Source organism: Haemophilus sp. HN_Hi16 (assembly GCF_049823435.1).
Taxonomy (GTDB): domain Bacteria; phylum Pseudomonadota; class Gammaproteobacteria; order Enterobacterales; family Pasteurellaceae; genus Haemophilus; species Haemophilus influenzae_D.
Genome location: NZ_CP187500.1, coordinates 1,588,203 through 1,607,128, shown reverse-complemented (window position 1 = coordinate 1,607,128; position 18,926 = coordinate 1,588,203). Strand labels below are relative to the sequence as shown.

The 18,926-nt window shown below is 36.8% G+C and carries 16 protein-coding genes; 10 read left to right on the top strand and 6 right to left on the bottom strand.

Annotated features, from left to right (window positions below; all coding sequences use genetic code 11):
- Positions 1-41 precede the first annotated feature (41 nt).
- Both lysS and prfB read right to left on the bottom strand, forming a co-directional pair.
- Complete coding sequence (lysS, locus tag ACPT9C_RS07915) at positions 42-1,550, bottom strand: lysine--tRNA ligase (protein ID WP_050838325.1); 1,509 nt, start codon at positions 1,548-1,550, stop codon at positions 42-44.
- Positions 1,551-1,702: 152 nt separating this feature from the next.
- A protein-coding gene (gene prfB, locus ACPT9C_RS07910; protein WP_105880429.1) for a peptide chain release factor 2 occupies positions 1,703-2,801 on the bottom strand; the annotation gives its coding sequence in 2 pieces (ribosomal slippage) (positions 1,703-2,725 and positions 2,727-2,801; 1,098 coding nt in all).
- A gap of 132 nt (positions 2,802-2,933) precedes the next feature.
- Here prfB and dsbC point away from each other — a divergent pair.
- The 4 genes from dsbC to ACPT9C_RS07890 all read left to right on the top strand — a co-directional run bounded on the left by dsbC (position 2,934) and on the right by ACPT9C_RS07890 (position 7,028).
- Entirely contained in the window at positions 2,934-3,623 is a 690-nt protein-coding gene (gene dsbC / locus ACPT9C_RS07905) for a bifunctional protein-disulfide isomerase/oxidoreductase DsbC (protein WP_050948496.1), read from the top strand.
- Between the two features lie 291 nt (positions 3,624-3,914).
- Positions 3,915-5,642 carry a single-stranded-DNA-specific exonuclease RecJ gene (recJ, locus tag ACPT9C_RS07900; protein ID WP_032824094.1) on the top strand — a complete coding sequence of 576 codons (1,728 nt, stop codon included), beginning with the start codon at positions 3,915-3,917 and terminating at the stop codon, positions 5,640-5,642.
- 4 nt (positions 5,643-5,646) lie between these two features.
- Positions 5,647-6,342: a thiol:disulfide interchange protein DsbA/DsbL gene (locus ACPT9C_RS07895; RefSeq protein WP_076773380.1), complete on the top strand. Its 696-nt coding sequence runs from the start codon at positions 5,647-5,649 to the stop codon at positions 6,340-6,342.
- Entirely contained in the window at positions 6,339-7,028 is a 690-nt protein-coding gene (locus tag ACPT9C_RS07890) for a 5'-methylthioadenosine/adenosylhomocysteine nucleosidase (protein WP_050948494.1), read from the top strand. The genes ACPT9C_RS07895 and ACPT9C_RS07890 overlap by 4 nt, the downstream gene beginning before the upstream one ends.
- An 84-nt stretch (positions 7,029-7,112) precedes the next feature.
- On the opposite strand, the gene ACPT9C_RS07885 is transcribed toward ACPT9C_RS07890, so the two are convergent.
- From ACPT9C_RS07885 to pdxS, 4 genes are all read right to left on the bottom strand, one after another.
- Positions 7,113-9,938, bottom strand: coding sequence for a TonB-dependent receptor domain-containing protein (locus ACPT9C_RS07885; protein ID WP_050948493.1), 2,826 nt, complete (start codon positions 9,936-9,938; stop codon positions 7,113-7,115).
- 287 nt (positions 9,939-10,225) lie between these two features.
- Positions 10,226-11,824 carry a lactate permease LctP family transporter gene (locus ACPT9C_RS07880; protein WP_076773374.1) on the bottom strand — a complete coding sequence of 533 codons (1,599 nt, stop codon included), beginning with the start codon at positions 11,822-11,824 and terminating at the stop codon, positions 10,226-10,228.
- A gap of 369 nt (positions 11,825-12,193) precedes the next feature.
- Complete coding sequence (pdxT, locus tag ACPT9C_RS07875; RefSeq protein ID WP_021035026.1) at positions 12,194-12,775, bottom strand: pyridoxal 5'-phosphate synthase glutaminase subunit PdxT; 582 nt, start codon at positions 12,773-12,775, stop codon at positions 12,194-12,196.
- Positions 12,776-13,651, bottom strand: coding sequence for a pyridoxal 5'-phosphate synthase lyase subunit PdxS (pdxS, locus tag ACPT9C_RS07870; RefSeq protein ID WP_050838452.1), 876 nt, complete (start codon positions 13,649-13,651; stop codon positions 12,776-12,778).
- 168 nt (positions 13,652-13,819) lie between these two features.
- Between pdxS and cmk the strand changes: the two genes are divergently transcribed.
- The 6 genes from cmk (at position 13,820) to pyrF (ending at position 18,925) form a co-directional block, all read left to right on the top strand.
- Complete coding sequence (gene cmk, locus ACPT9C_RS07865) at positions 13,820-14,491, top strand: (d)CMP kinase (RefSeq protein ID WP_050948492.1); 672 nt, start codon at positions 13,820-13,822, stop codon at positions 14,489-14,491.
- Positions 14,492-14,593: 102 nt separating this feature from the next.
- The gene (gene rpsA, locus ACPT9C_RS07860; protein WP_050948491.1) at positions 14,594-16,243 is read left to right on the top strand and encodes a 30S ribosomal protein S1; all 1,650 of its coding nucleotides are present in this window, start codon (positions 14,594-14,596) and stop codon (positions 16,241-16,243) included.
- A 122-nt stretch (positions 16,244-16,365) separates the two neighbouring features.
- Entirely contained in the window at positions 16,366-16,650 is a 285-nt protein-coding gene (locus tag ACPT9C_RS07855) for an integration host factor subunit beta (protein ID WP_005652932.1), read from the top strand.
- A gap of 75 nt (positions 16,651-16,725) precedes the next feature.
- Positions 16,726-17,019: a LapA family protein gene (locus ACPT9C_RS07850; RefSeq protein ID WP_005652934.1), complete on the top strand. Its 294-nt coding sequence runs from the start codon at positions 16,726-16,728 to the stop codon at positions 17,017-17,019.
- A complete protein-coding gene (gene lapB, locus ACPT9C_RS07845; RefSeq protein ID WP_005652936.1) occupies positions 17,019-18,209 on the top strand; it encodes a lipopolysaccharide assembly protein LapB in 1,191 nt (396 codons plus the stop codon). The genes ACPT9C_RS07850 and lapB overlap by 1 nt, the downstream gene beginning before the upstream one ends.
- A gap of 23 nt (positions 18,210-18,232) precedes the next feature.
- Positions 18,233-18,925, top strand: coding sequence for an orotidine-5'-phosphate decarboxylase (gene pyrF, locus ACPT9C_RS07840; protein WP_005657628.1), 693 nt, complete (start codon positions 18,233-18,235; stop codon positions 18,923-18,925).
- Position 18,926: the final 1 nt, after the last annotated feature.

Genomic DNA, 18,926 nt, shown 5'->3' with positions numbered 1-18,926 from the left:
ATAAAAAAGCCACCAAATGGTGGCTTTTGTTTGTATCTTTATTATTTCTGACGCATTGCAGGGAATAAGATCACATCACGAATTGATGGTGCATTTGCATAAAGCATTGCTAGGCGGTCGATACCTAAACCTTCCCCAGCTGTTGGTGGTAAGCCGTGCTCTAATGCAACAACAAAGTCTTCATCTTTAAACATCGCTTCATCATCGCCAGCTTCTTTTGCAGCCACTTGTGCATCAAAACGTTCATTTTGATCTTCTGCGTCATTTAATTCTGAGAAACCATTACCGATTTCACGACCACCGATAAAGAGCTCAAAACGATCTGTTACATCTGGATTTTCATCATTACGACGTGCAAGTGGAGAAATTTCCGCAGGATGAGCCATTAAGAAGGTTGGTTGAATTAAGTGATGTTCAGCCACTTCTTCAAAAATTGCATTGACAATGCTGCCTAAACCCCAAGATTTTTGCACCTCAATACCTAAGCGTTCCGCCGTGGCTTTTGCACGATCAAAGTCATATAAATCTTCTTTTACGATACCTTTGTCTGCTCCGTATTTAATGGTTGCATCGTGTAATGTAATACGTTCAAATGGTTTACCAAAATCAAATTCGTATTCGCCGTATTTCACAATAGTAGTACCAAGAATATCAATCGCTAATTTACGCAGAAGTTCTTCGGTGTTATCCATTAAATCATGGTAATCCGCATAGGCTTGATAATATTCAAGCATAGTAAATTCTGGATTATGACGAACAGAAACCCCTTCATTACGGAAGTTACGGTTTAATTCAAATACTCGTTCAAAGCCACCCACTACTAAGCGTTTTAAATAAAGTTCAGGTGCGATACGTAAATACATATCCACATCTAATGCATTGTGATGGGTTACGAAAGGACGCGCAGATGCACCGCCTGGAATAACTTGTAACATTGGCGTTTCCACTTCCATAAAGCCTTTAGAAATGAAATATTCACGAATACCCGCGACAACTTTAGAACGAATAATAAAAGTGCGGCGAGATTCTTCGTTAGAAATTAAATCTAAATAACGTTGGCGATAACGAACTTCTTGGTCGGTTAAACCGTGGAATTTATCTGGTAATGGGCGAAGTGCTTTAGTTAAAAGTTGAACTTCAGTGGTTTTTACAGTGAGTTCATCGGTTTTTGTTTTAAATAAAGTGCCTTTAACGCCAACGATGTCGCCTAAATCCCAAGTACCAACGTCATCTTTATAAACACCTTCAGGCAAATTATCGCGTGCAACATAAAGCTGGATTTTACCGCTCATATCTTGAATAGTGATAAACGTTGCTTTACCCATTGCACGGCGAGTCATAATACGACCAGCAACTTGTACTTCAATGCCTTTCTCTTTTAAGATTTCCCCATCTTCTGCATCATATTGATTGTGCAAATCTTGTGCGAGCGCATCACGACGAAACTTGTTTGGAAAGGCATTACCTTTTGCACGTAATGCGGCTAATTTTTCACGACGAACGAGCATTTCGCCATTGAGATCTAATTCTTTAACTTCTTGTTCTGACATATTGTTTACCTTGTTTTATAAATTAATAAGAAATTTTTATTTTCTTTGTTTACTTTAGGAGCTGTTGAAGACTAAAGGAAATATATTATCGAAAGCCCCCTTCCGTCGCTTCGCGCCACCTTCCCCCGTAAACAGGGGAAGGCAAGAAATTTTTACAAGCCAGCTTTTAAACTCGCTTCAATAAATCGATCTAAATCCCCGTCTAATACGGCTTGCGTATTACGGTTTTCCACGCCAGTACGTAAATCTTTAATACGTGAATCGTCTAATACGTAAGAGCGAATTTGGCTTCCCCAACCAATGTCGGATTTATTATCTTCCATTGCTTGCTTATCCGCATTTTTCTTTTGTAATTCAAGCTCATACAATTTCGCTTTTAATTGTTTCATCGCTTGATCTTTGTTCTTGTGCTGTGAACGGTCGTTTTGACATTGCACTACAATACCACTTGGTATATGGGTAATTCGCACCGCACTTTCAGTTTTGTTTACGTGCTGACCACCTGCCCCTGATGCACGATAAACATCAATACGTAAATCAGCTGGATTGATTTCAATATCAATATCGTCATCAATTTCAGGATAGACAAATGCTGCACTGAATGATGTGTGACGACGGTTATTGGAATCAAATGGACTTTTACGCACTAAACGATGAATGCCCGTTTCTGTTCGTAACCAACCAAAGGCATATTCTCCGCTCACTTTAATGGTTGCCGATTTCAATCCAGCTACATCACCGTCAGATACTTCCATCAGTTCTGTTTTAAAACCTTTGCTTTCAGCCCAACGAAGATACATACGGAGCAACATTTCTGTCCAATCTTGAGCTTCCGTACCGCCAGAACCAGCTTGTAAATCCACATAGCAATCGCAAGCATCATGTTCGCCACTAAACATTCGACGGAACTCTAATTTTTCGAGTTGTTGTTCGAGTTCATCTAATTCAGCAACTGCTTCATTGAAAGTGTCTTCGTCTTCTGCTTCAATAGCGAGTTCTAACAACCCATCGACATCTTCTAAACCTTGTTCTAACTTTTTGATGGTATTTACAACTTGTTCTAAAGAAACCCGTTCTTTACCAAGCGTTTGAGCTTTATCTGGATCATTCCAAACATCTGGCTGTTCTAGTTCGGCATTGACTTCTTCTAAACGCTCAACTTTGGCATCAAAGTCAAAGATACCCCCGAAGCACCGAAGTGCGGTCAGATAAATCGATGATTTTATTTTTTACAGGATTGATTTCAAACATAATAAATTCACTGTGTGATAAAGTGTGGAATTATATGCTATTTTCTGATTTTTGGATAGTTTGACCTTGCAGAAATTAGCAATCTCTCTATAATTTCAGGCTTTCTCACTCAAGCTAATTTAGGAACAAAAAATGAAGAAAATTTTTACCGCACTTTTGTGCGTGGCTGCGGCTAATGCAATGGCAGATGATGCGGCAATTAAACGCAAATTACAGTCTTTTAATATATCAAATATTGTTATTAAATCTTCGCCGATTTCAGGCATTAAAACGGCTGTCACGGATCAAGGTATACTCTATGTGAGCGAAGATGGAAAATATCTTTTTGAAGGTAAACTTTATGAACTCACAAATAATGGCCCTGTTGATGTCGCAGGTAAAATTTTAGTAGATAAACTTAATTCTTACAAAAACGAGATGATTGTTTATCCTGCGAAAAATGAAAAACACGTAGTAACAGTATTTATGGATATTACCTGCCATTATTGCCATTTGTTACATCAGCAATTAAAAGAATATAACGATCTTGGTATTACTGTACGTTATTTAGCTTTCCCTCGCGCAGGTATGAATAATCAAACGGCGAAACAAATGGAAGCGATTTGGACGGCGAAAGATCCCGTTTTTGCTTTAAACGAAGCTGAAAACGGTAATCTACCAAAAGAAGTTAAAACGCCAAATATCGTGAAAAAACATTATGAATTAGGTATTCAATTTGGTGTACGAGGAACACCAAGTATTGTGACTTCAACGGGAGAAGTTATTGGCGGTTATTTAAAACCAGCTGATTTATTAAGAGCTCTTGAAGAAACGGCACAATAATTTTATAATAAAGAGCAAGGGGCAGTTGCCTACCCCTTGTGTTTTAATAGTCGGTAATGCTTAATATGCTGGGGAGCTTAAAAGCATTAACAACACAAAAATTATGATATAAATACATAATTTAGGCATCATTAAAATCCTTAGCTGACACAATAGTTAGACTAATGGTCAGCAGGGCTTTTAACCCCTGTCAGCATTCAGGGTTAAAAGCCCTGACCGACAGGAAAAAGTATAGATAAAAGAGCTGTTGATTTCAACAGCTTTTTGCTTTTAGGTATGAATTAATATCCAGTGAAAAAACTTATCAAACGCCGTGAAATTCCAGTTGGAAATTCTGTTTCAACCCATCCGTTATTAGATCGCCTTTATCGCGCTCGTCGTATTCAAAACACCAAAGAATTAGACCGCACTTTGAAATCAATGCTTAATCCAAATCAATTATATGGCATTGATCAAGCTGTAAATTTATTAGTGGAAGCCTATCAACAACAGCAAAAAATTGTGATTGTTGGGGATTTTGATGCTGATGGTGCAACCAGCACAGCATTGAGTGTGCTGGCTTTAAGACAACTTGGCTTTTCTGATGTGGATTACCTTGTGCCAAATCGATTTGAACAGGGTTATGGCTTGAGTATTCCCGTGGCTGAAATGGCAATTGAAAAGGGCGTTCAGCTTTTAATGACGGTGGATAACGGCGTTTCGTCTTTTGACGGTGTGGCATTTTTGAAAGACAAAGGCATTCGAGTTTTAGTCACGGATCATCATTTACCCCCCGAAACTTTGCCGCCAGCCGATGCGATTGTTAATCCTAATTTAACTCAGTGTCATTTCCCTTCAAAATCTTTAGCTGGTGTTGGTGTGGCATTTTATTTGATGTTAGCCGTACGAGCAAAATTTCGTGAACTCGGTATTTTTACGGCAGAAACACAACCTAATTTTACTGATTTGCTCGATCTGGTGGCACTTGGCACCATCGCTGATGTTGTGCCTTTAGATCAAAATAATCGTATCCTTGCTTATCAAGGTTTAATGCGTATCCGTGCTAGACACTGCCGTCTTGGTATTATTGCGTTGGCTGAAGTGGCTAACCGTAATGTAGAGCAGTTTACTTCAAGTGATCTCGGTTTTTGTATCGGACCGCGTTTAAATGCAGCAGGGCGTTTAGATAATATGTCGATTGGTGTAGAACTTTTGCTGGCGAACGAAATGTCAAAAGCCAGAGAATTAGCTTTAGATCTCGATCAGCTCAATCAAACTCGTAAAGAAATTGAAGCGGGTATGAAGCTTGAGGCAATAAAAATTTGTCAAAATCTTACCGCACTTTTTAAAGAGTTACCTTCGGGGATTACACTTTATCAACCAGATTGGCATCAAGGCGTATTAGGCATTGTGTCATCAAGGATTAAGGATCAATATCATCGTCCAGTGATTGCCTTTGCACAAGATAGTGAGGGAATTTTGAAAGGTTCTGCTCGTTCTATTGAGGGGTTACATATGCGTGATGTTCTGGAGCGTATTCATTCGCAACATCCTAATATGATTTTAAAATTTGGTGGACACGCAATGGCGGCAGGCTTGAGTATTCGCGAAGAACATTTTGACGATTTCCAACATATTTTTAATCAAACCGTTGCCGATTGGTTTGATGAAGAACATCTGCAAGGCGTAATTTGGACAGATGGCGAACTGAATTCAAATGAATTTAATCTTGAAACGGCAGAGCTGATAAAATCGGTAGGCACTTGGGGGCAAGGGTTTCCTGAGCCTTGCTTTGATGGCGAATTTAAAATTTTAGACCAGCGTGCAATTGGGCAAAATAAAAATCATCTAAAAATGTTGCTAGAACCGAAACAGGGCGGGGTTTTATTAGATGCCATTGCGTTTAATATTGATACAAGATTGTATCCTGATCTTTCAATTAAACAGGCTCGTTTAGCCTATAAATTAGATATTAACGAATTTCGTGGCAATCGTAGCCTACAATTATTGGTAGATTATATTGAGCCGATAGATGAGTGATAGAATGAAATTAAAGGGAATATTGGCATTTTGTTTGCTTTTTTTATCGTCGTTTGTTTTAGCAGAAGTCAATCAGAAAGAATTTTCAGTGCAAAATTCTCCGCACTTGCCATCAAGGGACACAATTTATTTTGAAGATGGACGGGATTATTTTTCTTATAAAGAACCTATTGAACAAGCGTCTCGAACCGATAAAAAAATCCGCATTCAATTCTTTTTTGATTATGATTGTCGAGTGTGTTCTTCAGCGCAGGATATTTTAGAACTTTATAGCCAAATACGCACATATAAAGTTGCGTTGGAAGAATATCCTATTGCAACTGCCGATAGCCAGTTTAGCGCACGTATTTTTTATACTTTGCAAGCATTAAGTGCGAGCGAATTATCCAATGTTTTGTTATTTGAAACTTCAGAAAAATCCCGTTATACAGAATTGTCTGCGACAAATAAAATTCAACAATGGGCGGAAGAACAAGGGCTAGATAAACAGTTATTTATTCAAACTGAAAATTCACAAAGCGTAAAAGAACAGATCCAAAATGCGATTGAATTGACGGAAGAATATGGTGTTTTTACCTATCCTTACGTTGTCATTGGTGGAAGATATGTACTCACTGCGAGTACGCTTTATAACGATGATTATAGCGTAGCAGTGTTAGATTTTTTGGTAAATAAAATAGAACAGGAACAAAAACAATGAAAATAGGAATTGTTGGTGCAATGGCACAAGAAGTCGAAATTTTAAAAAATTTAATGGCTGATAGAACGGAAACTCGAGTAGCAAGTGCGGTCATTTTTGAAGGCAAAATTAATGGTAAAGATGTTGTATTATTACAATCAGGCATTGGCAAAGTGGCAGCTGCCATTGGCACGACGGCGTTATTGCAATTAGCCAAGCCAGATTGTGTGATCAATACTGGTTCTGCAGGTGGGGTAGCAAAAGGCTTGAAAGTCGGGGATCTTGTAATTTCTGATGAAACACGCTACCACGATGCAGATGTGACCGCTTTTGGCTATGAAAAAGGGCAGTTACCTGCTAATCCTGCTGCATTTTTATCGGATAAAAAATTGGCAGATCTCGCTCAAGAAATTGCAGAAAAGCAAGGGCAATCGGTAAAACGTGGTTTAATTTGCTCTGGCGATAGTTTTATTAATAGCGAAGACAAAATTACACAAATAAAAGCAGATTTCCCGAATGTGACGGGGGTTGAAATGGAAGCCACAGCGATTGCACAAGTTTGCTATGCGTTTAATGTGCCTTTTGTGGTGGTTCGTGCTATTTCTGATGGCGGCGATGGCAAAGCAAGTATGTCTTTTGAAGAGTTTTTACCATTGGCGGCGAAGCAGTCTTCCGCATTAGTGTTAGAGATGATAGATAGACTGTAGCCATAATCTTTTCATAAGATCACAAATTTCATAAACATTATTGAAAAGGCATAGCTATTAGCTATGCCTTTTTATATGAACCTATTAGAATTTATAGTTTAAACTCAGAATATAAGTTCTTCCACGTGCAAAGTTATAAAGTACAGATTTATCTTTTCCTCCATCTTCACAAGCATTATTTTTTTTACTACAAATTGAATCATTTAAGCTTGAATAATATCTTTGCGAAGCCGCATCATTTCCAGCATCTAACGGATCAACATAACGTTTATCTAATAGATTTTGTACTTCCGCTTTAATAATCAAATCTTTGATTGGTTCATAGCTGACGTGTAAATCTAAAATAATCGGTTGTTTTTTAATCTCTTCCGTTTTTTTCACGGCATAGTAAGTACGAGAACCTGAAGTCTTTTGTTCATAGTGAGATCCATTGATATATTCTTCTTCAATTGTCGCACGTTTACTTTTTCCATAATAACGAGCTGCCAGACCTAAGGTTAATTTTTGATCAAACCAACGTGTGCCAAGCTCTAATCTGCCGTAGTCTTTTGGTAGCATTGAAACACGAGATAAGCCATAACCTTGTTTCAAAATGTCTTCTTGTGAAGCATTATTCGGACGTGGGCTGGCATCGGCATAATTGGTTGGCTGATTAGTACGTTGATATGCATAAGAGACATTCGCAAAAAAACGTCCCATGTCATAGTTAATTTCTAACTCAGCACCGCTCTTTTTCACAATAGGCTTATAATTTTGATGTGCGATAGTAAAGCGAAAACCATTACTGTCTGCCCACGTAGGTACGCCATCTCTCCACCAAACACCGTAAACATTATGGATATAGTTTTTAATAAAACTACGATAGCCCACTAATTTGACGCCTAATACATCGTCTTGAGTGAATAGACCTTTTTTATAAGTATTAAAGCCTAGTTGATAGGTGTCAGATTGTTCAGGTTTTAATGCTGTGTTTACCCCTGCATTAGACACTTGAGAGAAAAACATCTCTTGAATATTCGGCATTCTGTGAGTGCGTGAATAAGTAAAAAATGGCATAAAATAATCACTCAGTTCTGCACTTAATGTGGCAGAATGATTGAATGCCTTTTTATGACCTGATTTATGCAAAATAGGTTCATTAATTTGTGTTTGCGTACTTTCATACCCGACATATTCACCATTAAAGGCATAATGGGTAAAATTCACGCTGTAATTTAAATGATAAATACCTTTAGAAAGTGCGGTATCAAAATACACTGTTTTAAATTTTTGCTTGCCAGAAGGTTGTAAGATTACTGAACGTTGTGGTAATAAACTTTTTGTGCCAGAATATCGCCCTCTTTGACTGTGTGAATATAAGCCTTGATCATGTGAAGCATCGTTATAAAACAAACTTAATTCTTCTGGAAAACGGTTTTTACTGTATTCATTGGTAAAATAGTTAAACCCTAATGTGGTTTTTAAATCAATTTCTTTTGGCAGTAAGAAAGTATGGCTGTTGTTAATATCAACAATATTCGCTACATTTTTTGTGATAAGTTTATCTGCCACTTGCCAGCCAGCAAAAAAACCGCCTTTAGGATAAATAGTTTTGCCAATGTTATGTGCAGCCATTAAATTAAGATCAAGATAGCTGTTATTATTGAAGTTATAATTGGCTTGGTAATTACGGTTTTCAATTTTGCGAGAACCAATTTTATTATCAAGGGTACGTATTTGTGCCCCTAGCGTATGGTGATCATCGCCATATTCAAATTTTAATAAATGGCTACGCGAGCGTGATTGCAAACTGCCTGGTTCAATAGGTGCAACACTATATTGCTCTTTATTGCGTTCAAAGCTTTCATCAGTTTTTTTAATTCCATCAGCACCTTCTTGTAATTCTTTAATTTTTGATGGATCTTTGTTCTCTTTAATAAGTTGTTCTAAAATTTTCTTTCTTGTTTCATCTTTGTAAACATTTCCATAGTTGTTTGAGTTTATGTGTACATTACAATTCGCATCAGTGTAGCGTGTCTCTGTTTCTTGTGTAAGTTCATTTTTTGTGACAATAGGATCTTGACTTCCTAAATATTCAGGCTTACTTAGGTTACAAGACCAATGGGCTTTAGATAAATCAGGAGTCCACTGTCCAGCTTGGTTTAAAACATAACCTGCATTGCGGAAATAGGCTTCTTTTTCTTTAGCAAGAATATCTTGCCCTAATGATGCTAATCGTTCTCCGCCACCAATACGATAATCTTGTGAAACTTCACGTTGGCTATAACCATACACCACGCCTACATAGCCACCGTTATCAAGCCATTTTCTGCCTGCAGCCGTCGTCATAAAATTGGATTTAGTGGCATTGCTCCCTGTCATTCCTTTCAGAATAATGCCGAATGGTTTGTCATCAGTAATCACATCATTAACGCTTAATGTTCTAAAATTAGCACTGCCTGCTAACGCATTTATACCGCTTGCTCCCGAAAAGTTACTTTTATTAACATCTACACCTGCAATAAAATTAGGATCGATTGCCGCACCAAATTGAGAACTTCCGCCTGATTGACCAGAGTCTAAGGCTGTAGAATAGAAGGTTTGGGTTACACCATCAACCATCGTATTGACACGACCTAATCCATTTTCGCCACGAATATTTACAGAAACCACACCCGAGCCTTTATCTTGTTGAGTAAATGCCCCAGGAATGCTCCGAATGACTTGGTCAATGGTTTGGGTTTCCTTAAAGACATTTTCACGCGTACTTTTGGCTTTGGCTTCAGTGAAAGGTTTTTTATCGTTTGATATCACTTTTTCTACGACATCAATTTGTCCTAATGTTTCTTCGGCTTGAGCTTGTGTAATCGTTATACCGATCGTATTAATTAGGCCAAGTGTAATTAAATTTAATTTTATAGCTTTCTTCATTATCGTTCCTATTTATTTTTGAGAAGGATTACGATTATCCATTTTATAAGAGGGATTTCAAGGAATGATTTAATGAAAATACCTAAAAATAATGAAAAAAATTAATTTTTAGAGAGGAAATATGTTGAGAAGATAAAGAAAAAGAAAGTTTGGTTTTTGCTAAATGGGCAAATTCATTCGCTAAATCAACCGCACTTTAATGGGTTAAAGGTCATTTTTGATAGTAGAAATATAAAAGAGAAAAATAGGAAATGACCGCAAAAGTGCGGTCATTTTTGGCGTAAATTTTATAGATTATAAAATAAAGGTACTAAGAACAGTGCACCAAGTGCGGCAATGATACCGTAAATGATCATAGGTATAATGGTTTTCTTAATAATTGTGCCTTCTTGGTTTGAAATATTTAACACAGAACTTACCGCTACAATGTTATTGATACATACCATATTCCCCATTGCCCCACCGACAGATTGTAAAGCAAGAACAAGTGCGACAGAAATGCCTGTGGTTTCTGCGGTAGAAAGTTGAACACTACCAAATGTTAGGTTGGATACGGTATTTGAACCCGAGAAAAACGATCCAATCGCACCTAAGAAAGAGGAGAAAATAGTCCAGTTACTACCAGAAATTTCAGCAAAAGTTCTACCTATAATTTTTACCATAGAATGTTCGCCACCCACTAACATTAGGTTTACCATCACTAAGGCACCAATTAAGGCAATAAATGGATTTTTAGATTGTTGTAAACTTGATACAAAAATCTGTTTAACATTTGAACTGGAAATTTTAAAGAAAGGAATCGCAATTAGTACTGTAATGACAAATGGAATCAATGCAGGTACATAAAGAAGTTTATAGCTTGATGAAACATTTGAGCCAAAAATATTTTTTAAGCTAAAGATTAAACCTTTACTAATTTCAAATAATCCTAACGAACCTAATGTGGTTGAGAACCAAATAGTTGCGTCATTCATCATTGCTTTGAATGGTAATTGATGAATACGAGTTACAATTAAAAATGCAATAAGTAAACCTGTAGGGAATAATGCTTTAACTACTTCTCCCGTACTTACCGCATTATTATCAAGGTTATTTGTTACTTTTGCTAAACCAATATTGCGATTAGCAGCCCATACAGAAATAAATAAGCCGATTGCACCCCCAACGAGTGATGGAAATTCGTAATTGACTTGAGCAATCAAGAAATAAGGTACTACGCAACCCAGTACGCTAATATAGATAAATACGATGTTTTTACGAATATCATCCCAACTTACTAAGATACGAAGTGCTAATAATGGGATAAGAAGTGCAGCAACGGAGTGTATAAATGCTGTAATAGACCCAATTTCTAAAATCATATTTTCTGATAATTTTAAAGCACCAAAACCAAACCAAGTTGGTGTACCTACCGCACCAAAGGATACGGGAACTGAGTTCATAATCAGTGCCAACATCGCCACTTTTAATGGATGAAAACCTAATCCCACTAAAATAGGTGCAGCAATTGCTGCTGGTGTACCAAAACCACTTGCCCCTTCGATCATAAAGGCAAATGCCCAACCAATAATCATTAATTGTGCAACAGGATTTGGATTAATATTTCCTAGCCATTTTCGCATAATATTTGTTGCGCCTGAAATTTCAGAGAAACGGTTAAAGAGAATCGCACCAAAAATTACTGTAATAGGAGTTTGTACCGCAACAATTGCAGAAACAACATTTGCACTAATAGTAACAATATCTGTATTAAAGTGTAAAAGATGAACGCCCATAACTAATGTCGCAATCCAAGGTAAGGCAACATAAGAAGGTAGCGCGTTTCTTTTTACCATAAGATAAATCAGTAAAACGATAGGAAAAATACTTAGAATAAAAGACAGCATAAAATATCCTCAAAGTTAGAGTAAAAGATGTGATGATTTTATGGATTTATATAAAAAAATCATATACCTATTTTAAGAAAATGTGATCAATATCTCATAAAATTTAACATTTTTTTTTCATTTTTTACATTTTTATTACTAATTTTTATTTATCCGATAATTAATAGAATAAAATGAAATATTGATTAGATGGATAGATAAAAGATTCACAGAATCGAATACATATTATATAAAAATATACGTACCGAATAAGCCAAGGATAGTGGTAATAATCAAAACAAGGAGAAACTAGCCGAGACTTGGAGAAAGGTGTAGAGTGGCAGAGATAATTTCAATACTATCCAAGTAACAAATTGAGAAAATATTTTCTCAACTTGTTACTTTACATATATCAATAAAGTACTTATGCAAACTCATGTTATTTGTTAATTCAGGATGAAATGATGTTACCAGCATATTCTTTTCTTGAGCTGCAACGATTTTATTATTTACCGTTGCAAGAATATTGACTTTTTTACCAACACTACTGATAACAGGTCCTCTGATAAAAGTCATAGGAATTTTACCAACCCCTTTGCAATCTGCTTCTGTATAGAAACTTCCTAATTGGCGTCCATAGGCATTCCTCTCAACTACAATGTCCATCGTTCCAAAATGACTCTCTTTCTGAGAAGTAATCTCTTTAGCCAACAGAATCAAACCAGCACAAGTTCCAAAGACAGGAAAGCCAGAAGAGATAGCTTGTTTCATCGGTTCCAGCATATGCAGCTCTCTTAAAAGTTTTCCTATGGCGGTTGACTCACCGCCAGGCAGAATCAAACCTGATAAATCACTGTAATATTGTTGAAAATTTTTTAAATTTCTCAGTTCGACACTTTCAATTCCTAATTTTTCTAGCATTCGTGCATGTTCCGCAAAGGCACCTTGTAGAGCTAATATTCCGATTTTCATTTATTTTCCTCGCTCAGCCATGAGAATTTGGATTTCATTTTCATTGATACCAACCATGGCTTCACCTAAATCTTCGGAGATTTGTGCTAGGATTTGTGGATTTTGATAGTTAGTTACAGCTTTGACAATAGCGCTCGCACGTTTTATAGGATCTCCTGACTTAAAAATACCTGAACCAACAAAGACACCCTCTGCGCCAAGTTGCATCATCAAGGCTGCATCTGCTGGAGTTGCAATTCCTCCAGCTGCGAAGTTGACAACTGGCAATTTCCCATGGTTATGGACGTATTGAACCAATTCTACAGGAACTTGTAAATCTTTGGCCGCAACATAGAGTTCGTCCTCACGTAAATTTTGAATGCGCCGAATTTCTTGATTCATCATGCGCATATGGCGAACAGCTTGGACGATATCCCCTGTTCCTGGTTCTCCTTTTGTACGAATCATTGAAGCCCCTTCAGCGATACGACGCAAGGCCTCGCCCAAATCTTTGGCACCACATACAAAAGGTACTTGGAATTCTTTCTTGTCCACATGGAAACGGTTGTCAGCTGGAGAAAGCACTTCACTTTCATCGATATAGTCAATTTCAATGGCTTCCAAAATCTGAGCTTCAACGAAATGTCCAATTCTAACTTTTGCCATAACTGGAATGCTAACTGCTCCTTGGATTTCCTTGATCATCTTAGGATCGCTCATGCGAGAGACACCTCCAACAGCACGAATATCTGCAGGAATTCGTTCCAAAGCCATCACTGCAGCTGCACCAGCAGCTTCTGCAATGCGAGCTTGCTCAGGGTTTTGAACATCCATGATAACTCCACCTTTGAGCATCTGTGCTAAGTTTTTATTTAGTTCATAACGATTTTCAGCCATTTCTTTGTCCTCATTATTTGATTATTTGTATTGATAGCTACGTTTTTTATTGTAATGTAGAAAAGTCTTTAGAACAAGTTTGAAAAGCTAGTAATAATCTCTAGGATGGTAATGAGGGGAAATTGTCTCTATAATGCGCAAAATTTTGATAATGAAAGGATAATTTGTATGGGAATGATTATTACTGTTGATGGGCCTAGTGGTGCTGGGAAAGGGACGCTTTGTTACGCGTTGGCTGAAAAGTTGGGCTATGCACTGTTGGATAGTGGGGCGATTTATCGCGTTACTGCATTGGCAGCGTTGCAACGTAAAACTGATCTAACAAATGAAACAGATTTAGCAGAATTAGCACGTCATTTAGATATTCAATTTATTCCTCAAAATGGCGAGGTAAACATTTTGCTTGCAGGAATGGATGTGAGCCGTTTAATTCGCACGCAAGAAGTGGCAGATGCTGCGTCAAAAGTAGCAGTTTTTCAAAAAGTGCGGTCAGCTTTATTACAACTTCAGCAAGATTTTGCGAAAAATGATGGATTAATTGCGGATGGTAGAGATATGGGAACAGTTGTATTCCCAAATGCACAAGTAAAATTATTTTTAGATGCAAGTGCTGAAGAACGTGCAAAAAGACGCTATAAACAGTTGCAAAATAAAGGAATAAATGGTAACTTTGCACAGATTTTAGCCGAGATAAAAGAGCGTGATTTTCGTGATAGAAATCGTGAAGTTGCGCCGCTAAAACCAGCAGATGATGCTTTATTATTGGATAGCACAAGCTTGAGTATCGATGAAGTGATCGATAAGGCGTTAGCTTATATTCAAGAAAAGGTATTAGTTTAGATTTAACTGTTTGTTCAAGGAAGAATAAGCATTTATCCTCAACCCCGCATTTTATGGATTTTAATGTGGATGTTATTAACTTAAATTAAGAAGATTATTTATATGTCAGAATCTTTTGCTCAACTTTTTGAAGAATCATTAAAAGGCCTTGAAACTCGTCAAGGTTCAATCGTTGGCGGTACTGTAGTAGCTATCCAAAAAGGCTTTGTGCTTGTTGATGCAGGTTTAAAATCTGAGTCTGCAATTCCAGTTGCTGAATTTTTAAATGCACAAGGCGAACTTGAAATCCAAGTTGGCGATACTGTAAATGTTGCTTTAGATGCAGTTGAAGATGGTTTCGGCGAAACTAAACTTTCTCGTGAGAAAGCTGTTCGTCACGAATCTTGGATTGAATTAGAAAAAGCTTACGAAGAAAAAGCGACCGTTATCGGTTTAATCAACGGCAAAGTGAAAGGTGGCTTCACAGTTGAGTTAAACGGTGTTCGTGCATTCTTACCAGGTTCTTTAGTTGATACTCGTCCAGCGCGTGAAGCAGATCACTTACTTGGTAAAGAATTAGAATTCAAAGTAATCAAATTAGATCAAAAACGTAACAACGTTGTTGTTTCTCGTCGTGCAGTAATTGAATCTGAAAACAGCCAAGAACGTGAACAAGTATTAGAAAATCTTGTTGAAGGTTCAGAAGTTAAAGGTATCGTTAAAAACTTAACTGAGTACGGTGCATTCGTTGATCTTGGTGGTGTTGATGGTTTATTACACATCACAGATATGGCTTGGAAACGTGTTAAACACCCAAGTGAAATCGTAAATGTTGGCGATGAAGTAACTGTTAAAGTATTAAAATTCGATAAAGATCGTACTCGTGTATCTTTAGGCTTAAAACAATTAGGTCAAGATCCATGGGCAGCAATTGCTGAAAATCATCCAGTAAACAGCAAATTAACAGGTAAAGTAACTAACTTAACTGACTATGGCTGTTTCGTTGAAATCTTAGATGGCGTTGAAGGTTTAGTTCACGTTTCTGAAATGGATTGGACTAATAAAAATATCCACCCATCTAAAGTGGTTAGCTTAGGCGATACTGTAGAAGTAATGGTATTAGAAATTGATGAAGAACGTCGTCGTATTTCTTTAGGCTTAAAACAATGTAAAGCTAACCCTTGGACTCAATTTGCTGATACTCACAACAAAGGCGATAAAGTAACGGGTAAAATCAAGTCTATCACTGATTTCGGTATCTTCATCGGTCTTGAAGGTGGTATCGATGGTTTAGTTCACTTATCTGATATTTCTTGGAGTATTTCAGGCGAAGAAGCTGTTCGTCAATACAAAAAAGGTGACGAAGTGTCAGCTGTTGTATTAGCTGTTGATGCAGTAAAAGAACGTATCTCTTTAGGTATTAAACAACTTGAAGAAGATCCATTCAATAACTTCGTCGCAATCAACAAAAAAGGTGCGGTAGTATCTGCAACTATTGTTGAAGCAGATGCTAAAGGTGCTAAAGTTGAATTAGCAGGTGGTGTTGAAGGTTATATCCGTTCTGCTGATTTAACAAATGAAGTAGCTGTTGGCGATGTTGTTGAAGCGAAATATACTGGGGTAGATCGTAAATCTCGTATTGTTCACTTATCAGTGAAAGCAAAAGATCAAGCTGAAGAAGCTGCGGCAGTTGCAAGCGTAAATAACAAACAAGAAGATGTTGTTATTCCAAATGCAATGGCTGAAGCATTTAAAGCAGCTAAAGGTGAATAATTAATTCACGTAATAAGGCTGGGCTGATGTCCAGCCTTATTTGTTAGGAGTTATTGCTAATATATTTGTGTAATTTATTATCAATAGATCTTAATTTAAATAATATTAAGGAAGCATAGACGATGACTAAGTCAGAACTTATAGAAAAATTGTTAGCAAAACAGCCGACTTTACCTGCAAAAGAAATTGAAAATATGGTAAAAGATATTTTAGAGTTTATTTCTCAATCTCTTGAAAATGGTGATCGTGTTGAAATTCGAGGTTTTGGTAGCTTTTCTTTACATCATCGGCAACCACGTTTGGGAAGAAATCCGAAAACAGGCGATTCAGTAAACTTATCAGCTAAGTCTGTTCCATATTTTAAAGCGGGTAAAGAATTAAAAGCTAGAGTGGATGTTCAGGCTTAATTGATTAAAATTTAATATAAAATATTTTTGATTAAAAAGTTTATTTTGGGTTACAAATATTTTAAAGGAAATGAAATGATTAAATATATTTTAGGCATTGTGATCTTTATTGCGATTGTGTTAGTTGCAATTACTATTGGTGCGAATAACGATCAGATTATTACATTTAATTATATTGTGGCAGAAAGTCAGTTTCAGCTTTCAAGCCTCGTTGCTATTTTATTTGGGTTAGGTTTAATTCTTGGTTGGCTAATTACTGCTTTTTTCTATATTAAGTTAAAATTAAAAAATATGGCACTAGCTCGTCAAGTGAAACGTCAGACTTTACAAATCAATGAATTGACGACTACGCGCGATAAGGTCGCTTAATGATAGAATTACTCTTTCTATTATTGCCTATTGCTGCTGCCTATGGCTGGTATATGGGACGGCGTAGTGCGAAGAAAGATCAAGATGACATAAGTAATAAACTCTCCCGAGATTATGTTACGGGAGTGAATTTTTTACTTTCTAATCAAACTGATAAAGCTGTAGATTTGTTTTTAGATATGTTGCAAAAGCAAGAAATCGAAAATGAAATCGAAAGCCACTCCCAATTTGAAGCCGAGCTTACACTTGGTAATCTGTTTCGTTCTCGAGGCGAAGTTGATCGTGCATTGCGTATTCATCAAGCTTTAGATCTTAGTCCTAATTATACTTTTGAACAAAAATTACTTGCAAAACAACAGCTTGCTCGAGATTTTATGGTGGTTGGTTTTTTTGACCGTGCTGAGAATCTTTATATTTTACTAGTAGATGAACCTGAATTTGCAGAAAATGCTTTACAGCAACTTTTAGTGATTTATCAAAAAACAAAAGAATGGAAAAAAGCAGTCAATATTGCTGAAAAACTCGCTAAAATAAAGCCACAAGAGAATAATATTGAACTTGCGCAATGTTATTGTGAATATTCACAAAGTTTAGAGCCTGAAAGTGCGGTTGAAAAACGCAGTGTTTTACAAAAGGCTTTGTCGGTTTCTCCGACTTGTGTTCGCGCTTCTTTATTGCTTGCAAATTTAGCAATGCTTGACGGTCAATATCAACAAGCAGTAGAAATTTTAGAAAATGTTTTGGAGCAAAATCCAGATTATACGGGTGAAATTTTGTCACCTTTAAAACATTGTTATGAAGAATTAAATCAGTTAGATAATTTTGAGTTATTTTTAATTCGTGCAGGTCAAATTATTAATAATGATGAAGTAGAACTAGCTCTAGTCAAATTAATTGAAGAAAAAGATGGTAAGTCTGCTGCGCAAGCTAAGCTTTATCAACAACTTACAAAAAATCCAAGTACTTTAATTTTCCATCGTTTTATGCAGTATCAAATTGATGATGCAGAAGACGGGCGGGGAAAAGAAAGCTTAATTTTATTACATAAAATGGTTGGCGAAAGGATTAAGCAAACATCGCCTTATCGTTGTACAAATTGTGGTTATCAAATTCATAAGCTATTGTGGAATTGCCCATCTTGCCGTCAATGGGAAAGTATTAAACCGGTTTCAAATCAAGAACATAATTAATTGATACTCAGTGAGGTAATATTATGACAAGCAAAATTATTGTGGCATTGGATTATGAGAAAGAAGCAGAGGCTCTTGCTTTAGTTGATCAAATTGATCCAAGTTTGTGTCGATTAAAAGTGGGTAAAGAAATGTTTACTACACTTGGTATTAATTTTGTAAAACAATTACATCAACGTAACTTTGATGTTTTTTTGGATCTTAAATATCACGATATTCCAAATACGGTAGCAAGAGCAGTTCGTTCTGCTGCTGATTTAGGCGTATGGATGGTGGATTTACACGCAAGTGGTGGCTTGCGTATGATGGAAGAGGCGAAGAAAATTCTTGAACCTTATGGGAAAGATGCACCATTGCTTATTGCCGTGACGGTATTAACCAGTATGGAAGATTTGGATTTATTACAAATTGGGATTAATGCATCGCCAATGGAACAAGTTTTACGCTTAGCTCATTTAACCCAACGGGCGGGTTTAGATGGTGTAGTCTGTTCCCCTCAAGAAGTTGAAATTTTACGTAATACTTGTGGTAAAGAGTTTAAATTAGTTACACCGGGGATTCGTCCAATAGGAACTGATTTTGGTGATCAACGACGTGTGATGACGCCTACTGCAGCAATTCGTGCAGGTTCAGATTATTTAGTTATTGGACGCCCTATAACTCAAGCGGATAATCCTGCGGAGGTTCTCCGTTCTATTAATGTATCTATTGGGTAAT